The following is a 16,347-nucleotide window of genomic DNA, read 5'->3' on the forward strand; positions in this document are numbered from 1 at the left end:
GCGTCAAGATTCACGATATTCACCGGGGCTGCCTCATGTTGCAGTCCAGTACGAGGTCCGTTGAACCCTCACTCACGTCTTCCCTCGCCGGAACGAGGACGCTGGCACTGTGTTCCGGGCTGGCGTGGCTGCCGGGCTTTCACCCATCCGGCACTCGGGCGCTCGCTCGGGACAGGGCTCTCCCGCAGTAAAGATTGGACCGCAAGGTGGTGGTTTGTCAGGACTGGGGCACCCACCAAAGACCGGTTTTTGCGGCACTCTGTTGGGTAATAGACGAGAAATTGCCCGAACAAGATACCTGAGACGGCACCGAAGTACACTACGGAAAGTTCGACCCCGAAAGACTGCAGTATCATCGCACATTGTCTGAGACGTCCCACTTATTGTCGTTTAGTATTGTTTCGCTCGCAGATTGTGTAATGCAGTTTCCAATTTTAGTGCGATATTGGGTACTCTAGTATGCAACTTCAGACTAATATTGTTAACTCCATCAGTGTGGGTTTCAGTTTCACTTTGGTATACTAACCATTAAGACACATATCCCCGAATTGTCAGGTGTCTCCCACTGAACAAGACTGGAGACTGTATCCCAATGGCAGCAACCAAACTCATTCCGTACAAAGTACAGCTGCATCGACAGGGCGAGCCAGACGACCTGTGGAACTTGCAGGACCTCGGACAGTACGAGACACATATTCAGCGGGATATTACATCGATGGAGTCGGGATCGACTCCGGTAGATGCAGACACGTTTGCCGAGCTGTTTACGGCGTTCTGTGACGAACAGGAAGGCTCCTTAGCGGATCTTGGCGAACGATTCGACCAGTTTGACAACGTCACACTGGAGGTAAGTGAAGAGTGGGCAGCCGACGAGCAGGTCGTCGAGGGGAATCTCTACTTGGGCAACTACGGGGTGGCACGGAATCTGGTCGACAGACAAAGTGGCGTACGGCAGGAACGTGGCCGCGATGTCGACACTTCAGAGGAAAAGCCGCTGTATTTCATGGCCTATATGCCACGTGGGAATCCCACGACCGCATACATCATTTTGGAGCGGTCTCGCCGGTATGGGCTGAAGAAACCGATTCACTGGGCCTTCGCTGACTGGGTCCAGAATGCGTATGCTGATGAGCTCGGTGTCTCGATGAAGCCAGTCACGACACCGGCAATCTTCGAAAAACTGGAGGATGCTGATCGGACCACACGATTACGACTGGAGAAAGAGCGACGACCCGCGGACCTACACGACGCCTTTGGCCCGGTGTTTGACCAGTCAGAGATGCGCCAAGCCATCGAGTTCCGGCCATCCAGTGGCGGAGATATGGGCGTCGTCGTTGATGAGTTGCGGGCGTGGTACGAGTCTGAGGACGACGCGTTCGAGGAAATCGACGGCGTCGCCTACAATAACGTGAAGCTCACTGTCGAAACAGATGGCTCCGAAGAAACGATTTCGCTGACCAAGGGGGAAGCACCGGTTCGGAAGACCGTTGATTTAGATTCGGTTGCTGAGGAAGCTGATCTGCCGGTTCTGTCCGAGATGTCGCGGACAGCTCACGGATTCCTGACAACGGTGACCGGTGGGGAAACCGGGACTACGAGTCTGTTTGAGTGAGTCTTGTGGGTGGTTACACTCTGTCGAAACCTGGTTCCTGTTTATACACTTGTGAGTAGCTCACTCCTCGCCGTCTGCAGTGCCCCTATGATGGATATAACAGCTTAGGTACCTCTCCTCGATATTGCCATCGAGAAAATCATATTGAGCGGGATTTGAAATTCGCTGAAAACCGAGTTTTTCCAGAATATGGGCCATCGCAGAGGATGTAACCGGAGTAGTGGTCACCACATCGTAATTTTGTGAGACCATGTTTTTCAAATATAATCGAAGAGCCTCAGTTCCGTATCCCTTATTTTGATACTCATGCTTGATGTCCAGTTTCTCGATATGGTTGTCTTCGAAAACGAACTGGCCGATTTCAACACCATCGTGCATGACCCTGTTCGACTGGAGCTGTACCATTGCAGGGGTTAGTATTCTGAGCGGCATATATGGACATAAAATTTCAGCATGAAGCCCTATTGTCCGGACAATGGTCACATACATTCCAGCATACCTACGGCCGTTGAGCCAAGGTCGAATGGGAAATCAATTGGGTGTTGACAGAAAAGCTGAAGCTGTAGACCACATCTCCTGTCCAAATAAAGTTCGCTTGGAATTTATCCAAATGAAAGCGCCTGAGTTCTGGGTAAACAAACAGGTTCACCAAGGGAAGAAGCATGCCACAAATGATAGTAAATCATGCACAAGAAACAGTTGATTATATATGAATAGCGAAGAGGTGAAAAAGCGCATAGCTGAGATCCTCGAGCAACATCAGGGGTCCTCAAATACAATCACGTCGCGGGAGATTCGTGAACAATTAAATCATGAAACCGATGAAGCCCCCAGTAAAGTTCGCAAATTAATCTCAGAATTAGTTTTGGAGGAAGAACTGCCGGTCGCCAGTAACTCAAATGGGTACTATCTAATACAAGATGAAGATGAACTAGAAGATTATGTCGATAAGCTTGAAAAACGAGCTAGGGGAATTAACGAGCGTAAATTGGGAGTTCAACGGGCAGTCGGGACTATGGTTTTTCGAGGGGAATCGAGAGATTTTGAACTAAAGGACAAGCGGAGTGATCGAGCTACTATTGTCAAGGAGTTGGTAGCACTTGGTAATACGGAAGGTGGAACACTGGTAATCGGTGCTAGTGAACAGGGTGAGGACATTGAAATACAGACCGTTGATGACCCTGACCAGTGGGAGGAAAGCGTAAATCAGTGTCTTGTGGAACTTGCAGACCCTCCTTTTGATATTGAATATTCTGAAGAAGAAATTGGCGAAGGAAGAGTTGTTATATTCAGGGTGGAGCAATTCAGTACACTGCGGACATATAACCCAGGAAACGAGAAACACTGTGTTCCTAGTCGTGCCGGTACTACCACTACCTATCTTACCGGTGGAGAGATCCAACGATTTTACGATGATTCTTCGTAAGTCTCAATCACTCACCTTACTATAAAATCACAATCGGTTTTATTCCCAATTATAGATGGATAGATTTGTCTAACTATCATCGGTTAGTACCGAAAAGACTAGATACGATAAAATATAATTACGCTATATGTCCCGCCAACTTTGCCCAACAACAGTCCGAAAACCAGTGCCAATTGAAGTGCCAGATGAGCGCGAATATGATATAGAGTCGAATGCGGACTTGGATAGAGCATTAGCGGAGGCAATAAGAGCAGCTGAGGATACGGATGATGATTATTTGGTCACCCTATTGGCAAACGAATTGGGTAGCCATTATTACAGCAAGCAATGATTCCGTATTCTATACTCTTGATATGTATGATTTAGCTAGTGATTTATGTATCTAGTTACGCATTGATATACCATGTCTGATGATGCCCGAGAATTAGTCAAAGAAATGTTGTTAGAACACCGCGGTGCTGATAGTCCTATCTCTTCTCGTGAAATTAGTGAGCGACTCGAAGAGAATGAGGTCGGCTCATTCCCGAAGACGCGAATGATGATCCGAGAAATTATGCTTGAAGATCAAATCCCAATCGCTTCAAGTAACAACGGCTATTATGTTATTGAGAGTGAAGAAGAGCTACAAGATTATATCGACCAGCTTGAAAATCGAATTCTGGGCATTTCTGAACGAAAATTCGGCGTGCAACGGGCTGCAGATCAGTGGGATGGCGAGATAGAGACCGACGACGACCTTGATTTATTGTAGGTTTATTATCAGTGCAGATTTTGGCCTTTTAGAACCCGCACTCATGCCCTCCCTCGCCGGAACGAGGACGCTACGCTGTGTTCCGGGCTGCAGTGGCTGCCGGGCTTTCACCCATCCGGCACTCGGGCGCGCGTTCGGGATGCTTGTGCAACCGCACCGCAGTAAGGATTAGACCGCAGGGTTGGAGGCCGGTCAAGGCAGATAATGTTAACCAACAAATGGCAGTTGATTGCGGCCAGTGTTGGTTAAAGCCAGTGAAAATGCCCACCGGTTCACGAGCGAGTTCCCAAGAAAACCAGTAACAGCTCAGATTCGCCGCATCGTCGTCAAGACCTCCCGGCCGGTCACCCGCCACTGACACCCGTTCCAGACGGCCTCAACGCGCTCGAAGCCACCATCCCACCGTGGCTCGAACTCAATTTTTCGCTTGGGACCACGAACAGGCTCGTACACGAACCCCTTCGCATCGGCGGCAGTGAGTTCGGTCATGCGCGGAGCCGATGAATCGTGTCTTCGGAGCACTCAGAAACAGTGCGGAAGACGTCCCAGTCGATTAGCCGAAGATCGTCGGTCACGACGTCGACGACGACAGAGCGATCAGTGTCCTGTGCCTGTGCATCTACCGTGCCGACAGCTTTACTGCCGGTGCGCTGCGTAGTTGCCATTGGTTCGTATCGGAACCACGTGCCTCGGTGCGCCAACACCGGGGCAATCTCCTAAACTGTAGAAATCGCCCAGCAGCACGTGTGTTCCTATTCTATACATTGTATTTGGACCGCCATAAAATTTTTGCTATTGGTAAACAGATAGGCTGCTATGACACGGGGGAAGCAGACCGTTTCGGACAGGGAGATCCTCGCACTGTTCGCAGCCGCAGATGCACCTTTCTTGACTGCTCGGGAAGTCGCAGATGCATTCGATCTAACGCGGCAGTGGGCACACAATCGGTTACAGACATTGCATGATGACGGACACCTCAACCGGAAGAAATCGGGTCGGAATACCGTTATCTGGTGGGTTGAGCACCCCTAGCCATTGCGGGTGTCGATTAAATGCTGCTGACCAGCTGATGTAATCCAGTAGAATCGTGCTCGACCACCAGGATTCTTACTTTGAACCAGACCATCGCTCTCCAGTTTCTTCAGCTGTTGGTCGCCCCACTGCCGAGTCTTATCGAATTCTTCAGCGATTTCTGCAGCTGTAAATGCTGGGTCCGGAGACTGCGTCATAAACAAAAGAATTTCGCGCGGTGTGGCTGCAGGGTCTGGTCCGGGAGGCACGTCCGTTCGTGCGCATGGGTGAGAATAAAGGCCTGTGGTGCTATCGTTTTACTAATAGCAAAAGTTAAGGAATCAGAATTATAAGATACGGATACGCGTCACCCGGAATCAAGCGGTGTCGTCGCCCACTCATGACAACACGCGATTCATCGATTGAGGAGTCGCATCGCCCGCCAGCCCAGTGGTACACCTGCTCGGGCTTCCAGCGCGATCTCCTGCTGGGCGTCGTCACCCACGACCGCCTGGACGAGTCGCCCTACGGCGTCGCCTTGCAGGAGTGGCTCGGGGCCCGCTACCCCCGCGATGTCGTTCGCTCTCGAGTGTATCACAATCTCGGCGAGCTGGTCGAGGCAGGCCTGCTCGCACGGGACGGCAGCAGTGCCTACAGAACCCCCTATCGACTCACCGACGCTAGCAAACAGTGTTTGGCCACCCACGGCCAATTCGTCAACGCGCTGGATCTCCAGGCACTGGTGCCCGATACGGAACTAGAATAACCGCACCGAGAGCCCGTGCCGTGGTCGGCGTCGCCCGGTTCGATTCCGGGCACGGGCCCTCCACATGCCCAGTGGTAGTGCCTCCAGCCGGCGCCGGCGATGCCCAGTCGGCACCGGCCGTGTCGCTGACAGCCCGTCGTGTGCCCGCAGTCGAGAGTTCGCCCATAGTTCAAAAACCGTTCTAGCCGACAGGAGTCCCGGTCGAGGACTGGCCGGCCGTACCCACCGACCGGCCCGAGACACACAGGCTCCGGACCAACCGTTCGTGTGGACGAACAGCGGCAGACACACTGTCCGGGCCCAGTCCGAGTCGGCAGGCCTGTGCCGGAATAAACATTGGGCCAGCAGTGCCCGCCGGGGTGGTCGGGCATGACTCATCCCGGCGCTATCGTCGTCTGTCAGGCTCTGGACTGTCGGCCCCACATGCTCGTCCTCAACGTCGAGGACGACCGGCTGCGGACGGCGTTGCTGGCCGATCTGGCCAGCGAGACCGTCCAGCGACTGCGCCGTGGCCACACGAAGCCGGTCGTCCAGGCGGTTCTGCGGGCCGACGCAATCGAGACCTACTGGGTTCCCAGCGACGACGTCGCGCCCTCGCCAGTACTGGAGGGGCCACCGTGACCGACCTGCATCTGTGGCGGGTTGGCTACGACGTCGGCGGCGTCGCCCACTACACAGCCTGGACCGGGCAGTACGACGCAGTCGCCGCGCTATACGACCAGTATCGGTACAGCGTCGGCGCTCGGTCGGTCCGCCTAGAGTGGTGGTGCGTGGCGCCTGGATGTGACTATCCCAGCAGTGGGTGACCCGAGGGTTTAGAAGCGAAGCCGCAGCCATGCCGTAGCTAGCCTACCCCGTGGTCGGGGTGGCCCGGTTCGATTCCGGGGGTGGGCCGTGCAGTATGACCGACGACAACTCCGCTGCCGACGAGGCACAGTGTGACACTGACGGCACCGAACGGATCGAGCGAACCGATATTGGCGCCAGCATCGAAGCCCGACTCAAACGCGGGACTGGGACCAGAGACGAGGACAGGATTACAATCACGGTCAAAGGTGAAACGGCCGACGAAGCCGCCAGCGAGTTCGAGTATCTGCTGGCGCAGTACGAGGCGGAGTACGGCGACCGGTGTCGGAACATCCAGCCCTCGAAAGGTCGCCATCGGTAGCGGCCGCCAGGTGATCTGCGCAGTGACGCCGCGGTCACTCCGCGGGTCGCCCACGCCGTGGTCGGTGCGACCCGGTTCGATTCCGGGCGTGGGTCTCAGGGATGACCGACCAGCACTCCCACTCCGACGAGGCACAGTGCGATACTCGAGACGCCGCTGTGGCGGCCGCACTCGACATGGATATCGAGACGGATGATGGGACCGGCCCGGAGCTCGACACGCTCCTGGCCCAGCTCAGCGACCGCGATGTTGATCCTGTGGTCGCGGCGCTGCTGAAGAGCTTGGTCCAGGAGCGTGACCGGTTAGCAGAGCGCGTCGACGAGCTCGAAGACAACGTCGAGCGGACCCACGACATCGCGACGACGGCGAGTGGGGACGCCGCAGCCAACGAGAGTCGCCTGGACGACCTAGACGAGGACCACGACGAAACTCGGGAGATCGCCCGCAGTGCGGTCGCGAAGGCCCAGCAGCTGGAAGCCGACACCGACCAACAGGAGGACGCCGAAAGTCTACCCGAGGGTGTCGAGCCCAGCTCCTCACCGCTCGATTTTTTCGCGAACTGCCGGGAACAGACGGTCAAGGAGGTGTTCGTCGAACGGAGTAATCGCCAGAACACCTACCGGGCGGTGAAAGTCGCCAAGCGGTGGCCGGAGTTCGGGACCGAGCGGGTCGACGGCAGCGGCGTGTTCTTCACCAAGGACGATCTGCGGACGGCCTTGACCGCCGAGCTGGGCAAGGAGCCCCATGGGCAGACGGTGAAACGGGTGTGGCAGAAGTTACAGGAGCTGGGCGGCGAGGATGTGCGAGTGAAAACTCGGCAGGTCGGCCGGCGTCAAGAGTCGACGGAGATAGTAGCGATGTCGATGGAGACAGCCGAGGCGTTGCTCGAGAAACGCTATCTCGGCTTGGACCTCCTGGACGGCGATGCAGCGGCCACAGGCGGGGTCACTCCCGTTGTGACCGCAGCCGACGGGGCGAGGGTGTGACATAGCAGGAAGGCCACGATAGGGAACAGCATCCGGAGCGAGTGACCGAACGGCGCCGACCACGCGGCTGGCCTGGGCAGCTGCAGCAGGCGGGAATCCGGTTCCGCCAACAGGTTGCAAGGAGTATATCGCACACCTGACTCGATTGTAGCTTAGATACACCCATCACAACACCTGTGACTTATTCCACCAGGATACGCAGCGCTGAGCACCACAGGGTGAGGGCAGTAGGGATGTCTACAAAAGAGTCGATTTCTGAGCGCCGAAGGGCTACGTTAGTTTACGAAGTTGTGGGGATAGCCGATTGAATATCGCTTCTGCCCGAGTGCCAGTCTCAATCGGCTCACTCCAGTCCCTCTCGCTCCATGCCGCGACATAGACACCTGACGCAAGGATATTTGTGGTTAGCTCATCCTCTCGTCTGCCATGCAATTTATCAATATGCATGGTTTCTGCTGCTTCGTCGACAATGGCATTTCCTTTCAGATTTTTCCCTGAATTTCCACCACTGAACTGCTGACTCTCGACGGTGTCAGTAAGGTCATTTAGTGCCCCCGCTAGCTCTGTGTCACCCTCGAAGTCTTCACCATCAGGTGATGAAAATTTGAATACTGTAATCTTCTCTCGGCTATCGTAGAAATCACGCATCATATCCTGACTGAATGGGAGGATACGTGAATTATCGAGCGCATCGACATCGGTGAGCTTCCCGATGAAGTTGGGAATCCATGGTTCGACTAAATCCTGTCTCGACTCGAAGGCGAACATTCCATTCTCGAAGTAGAACACTCTCGGCCGAACCAGCTCCGGCTGATTGCGTTCTTCTTCTTCACCATCCTCATTCCGCACCACAATACTGTTCTCAGTGTCTGCCACATAGTAGAAGTGGCAGAATGAAAGGTCACCGTGACTATCGCCCACGTAGGTAGTTCGTGCCTTCTCCCGATACTCAAGCTCCCCTCCGGTTACCGGGTCGTCCTCTCTCCGGCGAACCATCTCGAAATTGTCATCTAGTGTATCAATTTCGTCTTTCAACTTGTCAGGTGTGGGCAGCTCACTTTCTGGGAGGTCGATTCGGCCGAATTTGTATCTTTCTTGTTTTGACATGAGATACGGTAAGATATACTGGCTGATAATTCAAATATATTTTCACACCACAGTGGAAGTGAAAATGGAGGGATAAAACCACAATACAGCGTTAGGATATCCAATTGAACTGAAGGGGTTTGAGGCTTTAATATGTTAATTTATCTGTATTAAAATTAATTTAGTTTCTCTAATAAATATATTCAACTCTCCCCCCAATATTGAGGCTAGCGGCTATCCAAGGGCTCTTCCACCGGCCGACATAGTGACACCCACTGTCTCAACCACCACCGACCCACCACAACCTCTAGCTTTGCTCTCGGCGCGGTGGTGCCGTTGCGTCGACGCCGTTGAGATAGTCGATGAGAAATGTCGCGTCGAGGACTTGTATTCGTCGTCCGCCAGCCGATGCATCCGGTCTGTCGACTTCGAGACCGACGGTCGAGTCAAGCGGCCCGCCCTCCAGCATGCGCATCTGGTCGTCGAGCCGGTGTTCTGATGTGTCCCGTCAGCGCTAGTGATGGCCTCAGTACGAGCGGAACTTCGGCAGCGGGCCGGCCTGTGCTTCACGGCGGACGTTCTCGAGGAACCCCTTGATGTCGTCGACGAGAGCCGGTCGAGTGGCAAACTCCCGGGTGCCGATCCCGTACGTGTAGGGAATCTCCTCGATACTCGCGCTCTCGAACGCCTCGTGCTGGAAAATCCCGATCCGTTGCCGTGGTTTTAGCGGTTCACGGGGATGCCCACGACGCAGCTGAAATTCCCCAAGAATCGCACCGACTTCCGAGCCGGCTCCCGTCGTCAACCCAGCGTTCGTGAACACGAACACCACGGCATCGCTACAGGCGGCAAAGGCAATGGACTGTTCGAGCACCGACATCCCCGGTTCGTCGGGGCCAGCATCCGCTTTCGTCGGAATCGTCCGAATGTCAGTTGCGAGGAACGCACGCACACCGAACTCGGCACGAAGCTCGTCGCAAAGCTCGGCCAGTGCCGCCTCGTAGGTCCCATGCCCCGTCTTGTGAGGATGCGTTTCGGGGTCGAACAGCGGATCCTCGATAAATGGCGATTGGAGGGCAGCAGCGTTGGGATACGCAAACGAGGCATCGAATGCCGTGTAGGGACCCATGACGTAGACGAAAAACGAGTCAGATCGTGACTGGGTGCGTGGCTGGGGGGCACAGCGCTGGAGATGTGTTTTGACAGGGTCGCCATCATATGTAAAAGACGTAGGTGGGCCTGTCATCGGTGAGGAGCGTACTACCTACACGTTCGATACCACGACGTAAAAGTGTTTGGCAAGAAGGTTATCAATCGTTAACTCTTTGTGTCGAGACAAGTAATTACCACCTGAGCATGGCACAGACCGACCCACTAGAGCACCTTGACCGTGGTGAATTGAGTGCCTACGTGAACGAGCGATTGTTCGACGCGTCTTTCGAAACCCTCGACGACCACATCCAGCGCAAGCAGGCCCTCGCAGATGAGGGACGATACACCATTCTGTACCTGTTGTACGAGTACGGTGAACTGTCCCGGAAGCGGTTGAGCGACGAAGCTGATCGAACGAGCAACAAGCTCCAGCAGCCGCTGCGTGAACTGATGGACGCGGACCTCATCGAGAAGATTCCAGGGCCGCCCAATGTCGACCGGCGGAAAACATACTATCGAATTACCCCGATTGGTCGGCAAGCCATCGCCAGTGATCTTCGGCAAATCGTTGGTGGGACGGCAGCCGATGAGTATTATGAGCTCCTCCGGGATCCAGCACTCGATCCGGATGCCGATCCCGATGCCGGCCGGCTGCGGCATGCCGGGGGTATGATCGTCGAGACAGAAGCCGCTGGGCTACTATCCCAACAGCACCGATTGCGCGAACAGCACACGAACCTTGATCGGGAGCTGCTGGTGACTGATGACGAGTGATATTGGCGTCGTCTTCGATTTCGACGATACGCTGGCCCCGGACTCCACGACGTTCTTGCTCGAGGAGTACGATATCGATGCGACGACGTTCTGGCACGAGCAGTTTCCGGCCCGGGTCCAAGACGGGTACGATCCGACAGTCGCGTATCTCACGCTGTTGCTCGAACAGATCGGAGCCGAAAAGCCAATGGGTGCGGTGACGCCCGCTGATCTGGAACGGTGTGCGACAGCGCTGGAGAAGAACCTCTATCCGGGTGTCCCGGATATCTTCGACGCGCTCGATGCAATCGTGGCAGAGTATGATGGTGTCGGAATCGAGTATTTCGTGGTCTCGGAAGGGATCGAGTCACTCATCAGTGGCTCCATCATCTCAGACCACTGCAGCGAGATCTATGCCTCGCGACTTGCCACTGATGACTCGGATGTGTTTTCGGGTATCAAACGGCCGATTTCATTCACCGACAAGACACGGTATCTCTACGAGATCAACAAAGGCATTTCAGCCAGTGCGGCCCGTGAGAACCCATACGCGGTCAACGAAGCAATCGACGATGAGGACCGACAAATCCCGTTCGAACAGATGATCTATATTGGCGACGGGATCACCGACATTCCCTGTTTCTCATTAATTCAAGACCGTGGGGGCCGTGTCTTCGGTGTCGATAAACCTGATACCACGTCGGCGAAGCAACAGGCAATCCTCGACTTGGGGTCGCCACAGCGTGCTGGGAACCTCAATTCGCCCGATTACACCGCAGATGGGCAACTCGGCTCGCTGTTGCGCCTGGCTGTCGAGAGTCTCTGTACCGACAGTACGATCAATCGCTTGGAAGCACTCTAATAATCTCTCTCACATCCCGATACCGTAACGAACGTGCAGTTCGCATCTCTCGCTCCAGGCCATGAGTCCACCGACCGATGCCGAAGTGGAGTCGTACGCACCATACACCGCGTTAACCGAGCTTCTGGGCACGCATCCGAAAGTAAAGATCCTCGCGGTTCTGCTGAGTGAGGGCCGTGATATCAACATCAGCCAAATCGCCGAGCAGGCCGGTATGAGCCGCAGCACGGTCTACGACCATATCGAAGACCTCCAAGCGCTAGAGGTCGTAGAACAGACCCGGAAGATCAGTGGCAGCCCACTGTACCAGATCAACAAGGACAGCGATGTCGCTGAACAGCTGCACAAGCTCGAGTGGACCCTGATCGATTCCGTCGCCAGTGAGTGAACGTCGGGTATAGTGATGGGTGTTAGCAGTCACTGGGGGGCAGCCAACCCTGGCGTGCCCACAGTCGATATCGAGTGACGCTTGATGACGGAGCGCTGCGTCGGCTCCGCCGCCGACGGTCCACCGTGCTCGCGTCGCTGCGCGCGGTCCGTACCACAACCTACGAGTGAAGTCTTTCGACAACGGATACAGTGTCCATGTCACGTGAAATTGGGCTCGTCAGCTGTGTCAAGACCAAACAGAACCAGCCAGCCCCACCGAAGGCCCTCTACACCTCGTCGTATTTCGAAAAGATGCGGGCCTACGCCGAGCAATATCACGACGAGTGGTGGATCCTCTCGGCGAAACATGGTCTGCTGGCCCCCGACGGGCCGCCAATCGAACCGTACGACGAGACGCTGTCAGGCGCGCCGGTCGCACGCAAGCGTGAGTGGGCCGAACAGGTAGCAGAGCAGCTGGCCGAGCAAGGGCTCCTCTCGGAGGACGTGACGCTCGTTATCCATGCTGGCCAGGACTACTACGGAGAACTCCTCGGTTATATCGAGGACAGCGACGTGACGGTCGAGATCCCGACCGAGGGGTTAGCAATCGGCGAGACACAGGCATGGTACAACGACTGGCTGTGAGCAACATACGATCGCATAGAACACGCAGCCGCTGCTAGATGTGCCAGAGCCTGGCAGATACAAGGCGTATATCGGTCACCAGCTCAGCATACGAGGTCACCGACGTGACTCTATCAGTACAAGGTGTCTATCGTTCATCCCAGGTAAGACTCTCAACAGTCGGAAATTCAGTTTTCGCGGTTTGTGGTGGATTGTAGTATCGTGATTTGATCTTGTGGTATCCGAACTCCGACGGGATACGAGTACATGCGGCTGCCAGATTTTCGTCAGCCGTGTGGGTGATGAGACGAATCCGGGCGTTCCGCTCGAACAGTCGAACCGCTAATGCAACTACTGCCGCGTCTATCCAGTTATTCGTCTCTGGGTACTTGCTCTGCTGATTGAGAAATTCGTCCGCGACGAACCGCGCTTGCTCAACCTGGCCAGCACTGGAATCGAATCCGTCAGATCGAGTGCCAGGGAGTGGTGTCGCCACGCGAAGCCAGCCATCTTCGATGGCCGCATCGAGATACGGGTTTGCCGGCGAGTCACCGGATCCAGTATCTGTCAGTTCATGATAAACCGCTGCCGGCACCCAGATCTCGGTCCCAGCTTCCGCAACCGCACGCTGCAGCGATTCTAAGTCCGGGCTGGGATGTTTCCCCAGATTCCGAAACATCACGGTGTCCGCGATGTTTGCAGTATATCGCTTCGCCATGACAGTTACTCGTCGAAGAGTTCGTCCCGTAGCGTGCGCTCTTCGTCGTCGGAATCAACTGGTGTGTATGTTGTCGGGGCCGAATCGTCGTCACCGAGGTCAAGAATCGAATAGAGCGCCTCAACAAGATCGTACGTAGTTCCAGCAGAGAGGCCCGTCAGTTCGGCCATCTGTCGAATCGTGATATCGCCCTCGCTGTGTGCATGCACGAGATCGTGTGCAAGTGCGAACGTGACGAGGCCATGGTTGTCAAGCACGCGCTGGATAGCTGGATACGCATCTGCATTCGCAACGATCTCGACGAGTTCGGGTGTAATCGAGAGTTCCGTGTCACGAACTGTCAGTGTGAGCTCGAACTCCTCGGCTGCGTAGACGGCAGTCCCAGCGTCGTCGCCAACCGTCCTGATCAAGCCAGCCTGTTCCAATCTGTGAAGATAGTCGTAGACCGTCTTCTTCGAGACCGGTATCGTTTCGACGAGTTCCGGACCGGTCGTCGTTCCTGTCTGTCTGATCGACGTGTAGAGGGCAGCAAGATGTGTGTTGTCAAGTAACGCAGTGAACGTCGGGATGTTCGTAATCGTCCCCGGGGGGTCCCCCGCGTTGCGCACGTGTTCCGTGTCGTAACTCATGTTGTATAGCGTTACGAAACTAGAAACTATAAGCGTTTGCCACGGACACGAGTCCAATACGGACACACGCTGACCTACTACTCAGGCGGGGCCCCGGGAAGAACGGCTCCGACGTGTTGAACTCATCCGCTGTCTGCGGCACGCTACTACTACAACTGTCCCGGTTGTAGCAAAGCCAGTCACTCTCCAGCAGGCTCGAAGGCGTAGTCCCGACTGTTCGCCGGGTAGCCGTATGGTCCCGGACATGCCGCTGAGTCCCAGGCTTGGACCCACAGATTGGTCTGTGCGTCAAGCTGCCGTGACGAGAGTCGGATAAGCTAGTTGCGCTCTCACAGTCAGGAACGGGGCCAGCACAGCGCCGGTATCGTCGGTTGACCAGTGGTTCGAATACGGCCCGCCCCGCTCGCCGCTGCCGCCCTCCGCTTGCTCACGGGTCACTTCGTTCCCCGTTCGCATCGCGGCGCTCCTTGCGGTCGCGCCGCGCTTCGCTCGCGACCGACCATTCCGGGCATACGGGCGCTCTCCGCACCGCCCGCGCCCGTTCCGGGCTAAAATGCATGTGCCCTCGACGCCAGCGGGTATCCCCGTCGGTTGCGCCCCTCGCGGGCGTTTCGCGTTCCAGCGCTTGGTGCCGCCTGCGCTGTCGCGCGCCACAGCGCGGCGCGCGTGCTCGGCGACAGTCGCGCTGGACACGGACCCGCACACCGGGCCGGACACGAACGGGCATATCCCGCTGGCCGCTCGCTCCGGGCGGGTCGCCGGAAGACTCACTCCGTTCGTCTTCCGAGCCTCGCCTCACTTCGCTCGGCGAGACGCCGCGCGGTGCTGGATGCCCCCTCTCACGACAGCGCTCTCGCTCGCGCCCAGGAGGGCGCTCGCGAAGGCGCGAGCGAGAGCGCGTAGACGGTTCTATCGGATGGTGTCGTCGGAAAACCCCGTGCTGGAACACGGGGTGTCAGGCGCTGTGGTGCGCGCCTTCGGGAGCTAGGAACTCCAATGTCAAGTACCAACGCCAGCGAAAAGACGGTTTTGGACGCACAGTCACCAACCACCAACGAGCGGGAGCACAAGGGGGAAGTCAAGCACGAACCCTCGGAGCGGTCGACCTGTCCCGAATGCGAGGGACAAGTCATCACCGAAGACGAGACGTCGTTCTGTACGGCCTGTGGCCTGGTCGTCGCCGACGAGTGGGTCGACCGGAGCCCAACCCTCAATGACCTCGGCATGGTCGGGGAGGCCGACAAGAGCATCGAAACGGTGGATCCGCTGCAGGCGGACAAGGGCCTGGCCACGAAGATGGGCCAGCATACCGATGGCCACGGTAATCCCCTGAGCAACGAGCGCTGGGACCGGGTCCAGACCCTCCGCAAGTGGCACAAGCGGTTCCGGTTCGGCGGCCAGCGCAAACGGACCAAGCGCTGCAACGAGGGGCTGCGGGATATCGAGATGATCGGCGCTAACCTGGGGCTGCCCGAGTACGTGGTCAAGACCGCGGCACGGTACCTGCGCAAGGCTGCCGACGCCCACCTCCCAGGCGGGCGGATGGCCTGGGAGTCACTCGCCGGCGGCGCCGTGCTGTTGGCCGTGCGAGCCGCTGATATCGAGCGGGCAGACATCGACAGCGCGGTCGCGACCTACACCAAGGCACCCCGTGAGCGGGTGTGTGCGGCGGCACGGAAGATTCGCTGTCAGTGCGAGGTGGATGCACCAGTCGTCAGGCCCAACGCCGTATTGGCGGTGCTCGACGCGCTCGACGAGGAGGCCATCCCCGGGGCGCGAGCCGTGCGGACGTGGCGGCTGGCGTGTTACCTCCTGGAGCTGGGCGATCAGGTTCCCATAGGGCCGGGAACATCGCGGTGCACCGTCGCGGCGGCAGCACTGTATGGCGCGGATCGACTGCTCCCGGGCAAGCAAGTCACGCAGGGCCAGGTCGCCGAGGCGGCGGCCACGGTCGTCCCCACGTCGAAGTGTCGGGTCGCACAGTATAGCCGGGAACTCGTCGACGCCTACAAAGACGAACATGGCACCGACGACCCGGCTGTCGGACTCGCGCAAGCAACGGGCAGCCAGCACTGAGCTGGGGCTCTCCCCCATTTTTCGTAGCGACCACCACCCAGTGGACGCCCCACCGCCCCACCCGCCGCTCCGTGCTCGCTTCGCTGCGCGCGCAGCCACGACCGAATCCAGTCGCTCTACGGGGGCCAGCGACATCTGAGGTTTCTGGATCCCACAAGGGATGGAGCGAAACACAGATGCATTCGATGCCATCGTATACAGTCGAGCGCGACACCGCAGCAGCCCTTCGAGACTGGTTATTCGAGACCGCCCTCGAACACCACGGCGAGGGCGACAGTGCCGAGTCACTGGCCGACCTCGCAGCCATGATCGATCGCGAATTGCAGGCGGAGCCGGCAGCTATCGAGCTCGGTGTCAC

General features: G+C 56.9%; 21 protein-coding genes. 14 read left to right on the forward strand and 7 right to left on the reverse strand.

Annotation, left to right across the window (positions count from 1 at the left end):
* The first annotated feature begins 592 nt into the window (after window positions 1-592).
* A complete protein-coding gene (locus NDI56_RS21140) occupies window positions 593-1,612 on the forward strand; it encodes a hypothetical protein (protein WP_310921740.1) in 1,020 nt (339 codons plus the stop codon).
* A 60-nt stretch (window positions 1,613-1,672) separates the two neighbouring features.
* On the opposite strand, the gene NDI56_RS21145 is transcribed toward NDI56_RS21140, so the two are convergent.
* On the reverse strand, window positions 1,673-2,017 hold the full coding sequence (locus NDI56_RS21145) for a GNAT family N-acetyltransferase (RefSeq protein ID WP_310921741.1): 345 nt from the start codon (window positions 2,015-2,017) through the stop codon (window positions 1,673-1,675).
* Between the two features lie 304 nt (window positions 2,018-2,321).
* Between NDI56_RS21145 and NDI56_RS21150 the strand changes: the two genes are divergently transcribed.
* Window positions 2,322-3,038: an AlbA family DNA-binding domain-containing protein gene (locus tag NDI56_RS21150; RefSeq protein ID WP_310921742.1), complete on the forward strand. Its 717-nt coding sequence runs from the start codon at window positions 2,322-2,324 to the stop codon at window positions 3,036-3,038.
* Between the two features lie 403 nt (window positions 3,039-3,441).
* On the forward strand, window positions 3,442-3,789 hold the full coding sequence (locus NDI56_RS21155; RefSeq protein WP_310921743.1) for a hypothetical protein: 348 nt from the start codon (window positions 3,442-3,444) through the stop codon (window positions 3,787-3,789).
* A 306-nt stretch (window positions 3,790-4,095) separates the two neighbouring features.
* On the opposite strand, the gene NDI56_RS21160 is transcribed toward NDI56_RS21155, so the two are convergent.
* A complete protein-coding gene (locus tag NDI56_RS21160; RefSeq protein WP_310921744.1) occupies window positions 4,096-4,278 on the reverse strand; it encodes a hypothetical protein in 183 nt (60 codons plus the stop codon).
* Between the two features lie 327 nt (window positions 4,279-4,605).
* Here NDI56_RS21160 and NDI56_RS21810 point away from each other — a divergent pair, with 327 nt between their 5' ends.
* The gene (locus NDI56_RS21810) at window positions 4,606-4,821 is read left to right on the forward strand and encodes a helix-turn-helix domain-containing protein (RefSeq protein ID WP_417936055.1); all 216 of its coding nucleotides are present in this window, start codon (window positions 4,606-4,608) and stop codon (window positions 4,819-4,821) included.
* Here the strand turns inward: NDI56_RS21810 and NDI56_RS21165 are convergent.
* The gene (locus NDI56_RS21165) at window positions 4,818-5,069 is read right to left on the reverse strand and encodes a helix-turn-helix domain-containing protein (RefSeq protein ID WP_310921745.1); all 252 of its coding nucleotides are present in this window, start codon (window positions 5,067-5,069) and stop codon (window positions 4,818-4,820) included. The genes NDI56_RS21810 and NDI56_RS21165 overlap by 4 nt on opposite strands.
* 131 nt (window positions 5,070-5,200) lie before the next feature.
* Between NDI56_RS21165 and NDI56_RS21170 the strand changes: the two genes are divergently transcribed.
* The 5 genes from NDI56_RS21170 to NDI56_RS21190 all read left to right on the forward strand — a co-directional run bounded on the left by NDI56_RS21170 (window position 5,201) and on the right by NDI56_RS21190 (window position 7,720).
* The gene (locus NDI56_RS21170; RefSeq protein ID WP_310921746.1) at window positions 5,201-5,566 is read left to right on the forward strand and encodes a DNA-binding protein; all 366 of its coding nucleotides are present in this window, start codon (window positions 5,201-5,203) and stop codon (window positions 5,564-5,566) included.
* Between the two features lie 369 nt (window positions 5,567-5,935).
* Window positions 5,936-6,187 (forward strand): hypothetical protein, encoded by a 252-nt coding sequence (locus tag NDI56_RS21175; protein ID WP_310921747.1) that lies wholly within the window; start codon window positions 5,936-5,938, stop codon window positions 6,185-6,187.
* Window positions 6,184-6,372 (forward strand): hypothetical protein, encoded by a 189-nt coding sequence (locus tag NDI56_RS21180; protein ID WP_310921748.1) that lies wholly within the window; start codon window positions 6,184-6,186, stop codon window positions 6,370-6,372. The genes NDI56_RS21175 and NDI56_RS21180 overlap by 4 nt, the downstream gene beginning before the upstream one ends.
* A 95-nt stretch (window positions 6,373-6,467) precedes the next feature.
* Window positions 6,468-6,734 (forward strand): DUF7389 domain-containing protein, encoded by a 267-nt coding sequence (locus tag NDI56_RS21185; RefSeq protein WP_310921749.1) that lies wholly within the window; start codon window positions 6,468-6,470, stop codon window positions 6,732-6,734.
* 101 nt (window positions 6,735-6,835) lie between these two features.
* Window positions 6,836-7,720, forward strand: a complete 885-nt coding sequence (locus tag NDI56_RS21190) for a hypothetical protein (RefSeq protein WP_310921750.1) — start codon at window positions 6,836-6,838, stop codon at window positions 7,718-7,720.
* A gap of 270 nt (window positions 7,721-7,990) precedes the next feature.
* On the opposite strand, the gene NDI56_RS21195 is transcribed toward NDI56_RS21190, so the two are convergent.
* Window positions 7,991-8,827 carry a hypothetical protein gene (locus tag NDI56_RS21195; RefSeq protein ID WP_310921751.1) on the reverse strand — a complete coding sequence of 279 codons (837 nt, stop codon included), beginning with the start codon at window positions 8,825-8,827 and terminating at the stop codon, window positions 7,991-7,993.
* A gap of 505 nt (window positions 8,828-9,332) precedes the next feature.
* Window positions 9,333-10,052, reverse strand: coding sequence for a DUF7509 family protein (locus tag NDI56_RS21200; protein ID WP_470303429.1), 720 nt, complete (start codon window positions 10,050-10,052; stop codon window positions 9,333-9,335).
* 110 nt (window positions 10,053-10,162) lie between these two features.
* Between NDI56_RS21200 and NDI56_RS21205 the strand changes: the two genes are divergently transcribed.
* From NDI56_RS21205 to NDI56_RS21220, 4 genes are all read left to right on the forward strand, one after another.
* A complete protein-coding gene (locus NDI56_RS21205; protein ID WP_310921753.1) occupies window positions 10,163-10,732 on the forward strand; it encodes a winged helix-turn-helix domain-containing protein in 570 nt (189 codons plus the stop codon).
* Window positions 10,722-11,573 (forward strand): HAD family hydrolase, encoded by an 852-nt coding sequence (locus NDI56_RS21210; protein ID WP_310921754.1) that lies wholly within the window; start codon window positions 10,722-10,724, stop codon window positions 11,571-11,573. Before NDI56_RS21205 ends, NDI56_RS21210 begins: the two co-directional genes overlap by 11 nt.
* 61 nt (window positions 11,574-11,634) lie before the next feature.
* Complete coding sequence (locus NDI56_RS21215) at window positions 11,635-11,961, forward strand: winged helix-turn-helix domain-containing protein (RefSeq protein ID WP_310921755.1); 327 nt, start codon at window positions 11,635-11,637, stop codon at window positions 11,959-11,961.
* 197 nt (window positions 11,962-12,158) lie between these two features.
* Complete coding sequence (locus NDI56_RS21220) at window positions 12,159-12,587, forward strand: DUF6884 domain-containing protein (RefSeq protein ID WP_310921757.1); 429 nt, start codon at window positions 12,159-12,161, stop codon at window positions 12,585-12,587.
* 127 nt (window positions 12,588-12,714) lie between these two features.
* Here the strand turns inward: NDI56_RS21220 and NDI56_RS21225 are convergent, their stop codons facing one another.
* A complete protein-coding gene (locus NDI56_RS21225) occupies window positions 12,715-13,284 on the reverse strand; it encodes a PIN domain-containing protein (RefSeq protein ID WP_310921758.1) in 570 nt (189 codons plus the stop codon).
* 5 nt (window positions 13,285-13,289) lie between these two features.
* A complete protein-coding gene (locus NDI56_RS21230) occupies window positions 13,290-13,913 on the reverse strand; it encodes a transcriptional regulator (protein ID WP_310921759.1) in 624 nt (207 codons plus the stop codon).
* A 996-nt stretch (window positions 13,914-14,909) separates the two neighbouring features.
* Here NDI56_RS21230 and NDI56_RS21235 point away from each other — a divergent pair.
* Window positions 14,910-15,989, forward strand: a complete 1,080-nt coding sequence (locus NDI56_RS21235) for a transcription initiation factor IIB (protein ID WP_310921760.1) — start codon at window positions 14,910-14,912, stop codon at window positions 15,987-15,989.
* Window positions 15,990-16,347: the final 358 nt, after the last annotated feature.

Source organism: Halomicroarcula saliterrae, assembly GCF_031624395.1.
Classification (GTDB): Archaea; Halobacteriota; Halobacteria; order Halobacteriales; family Haloarculaceae; genus Haloarcula; species Haloarcula saliterrae.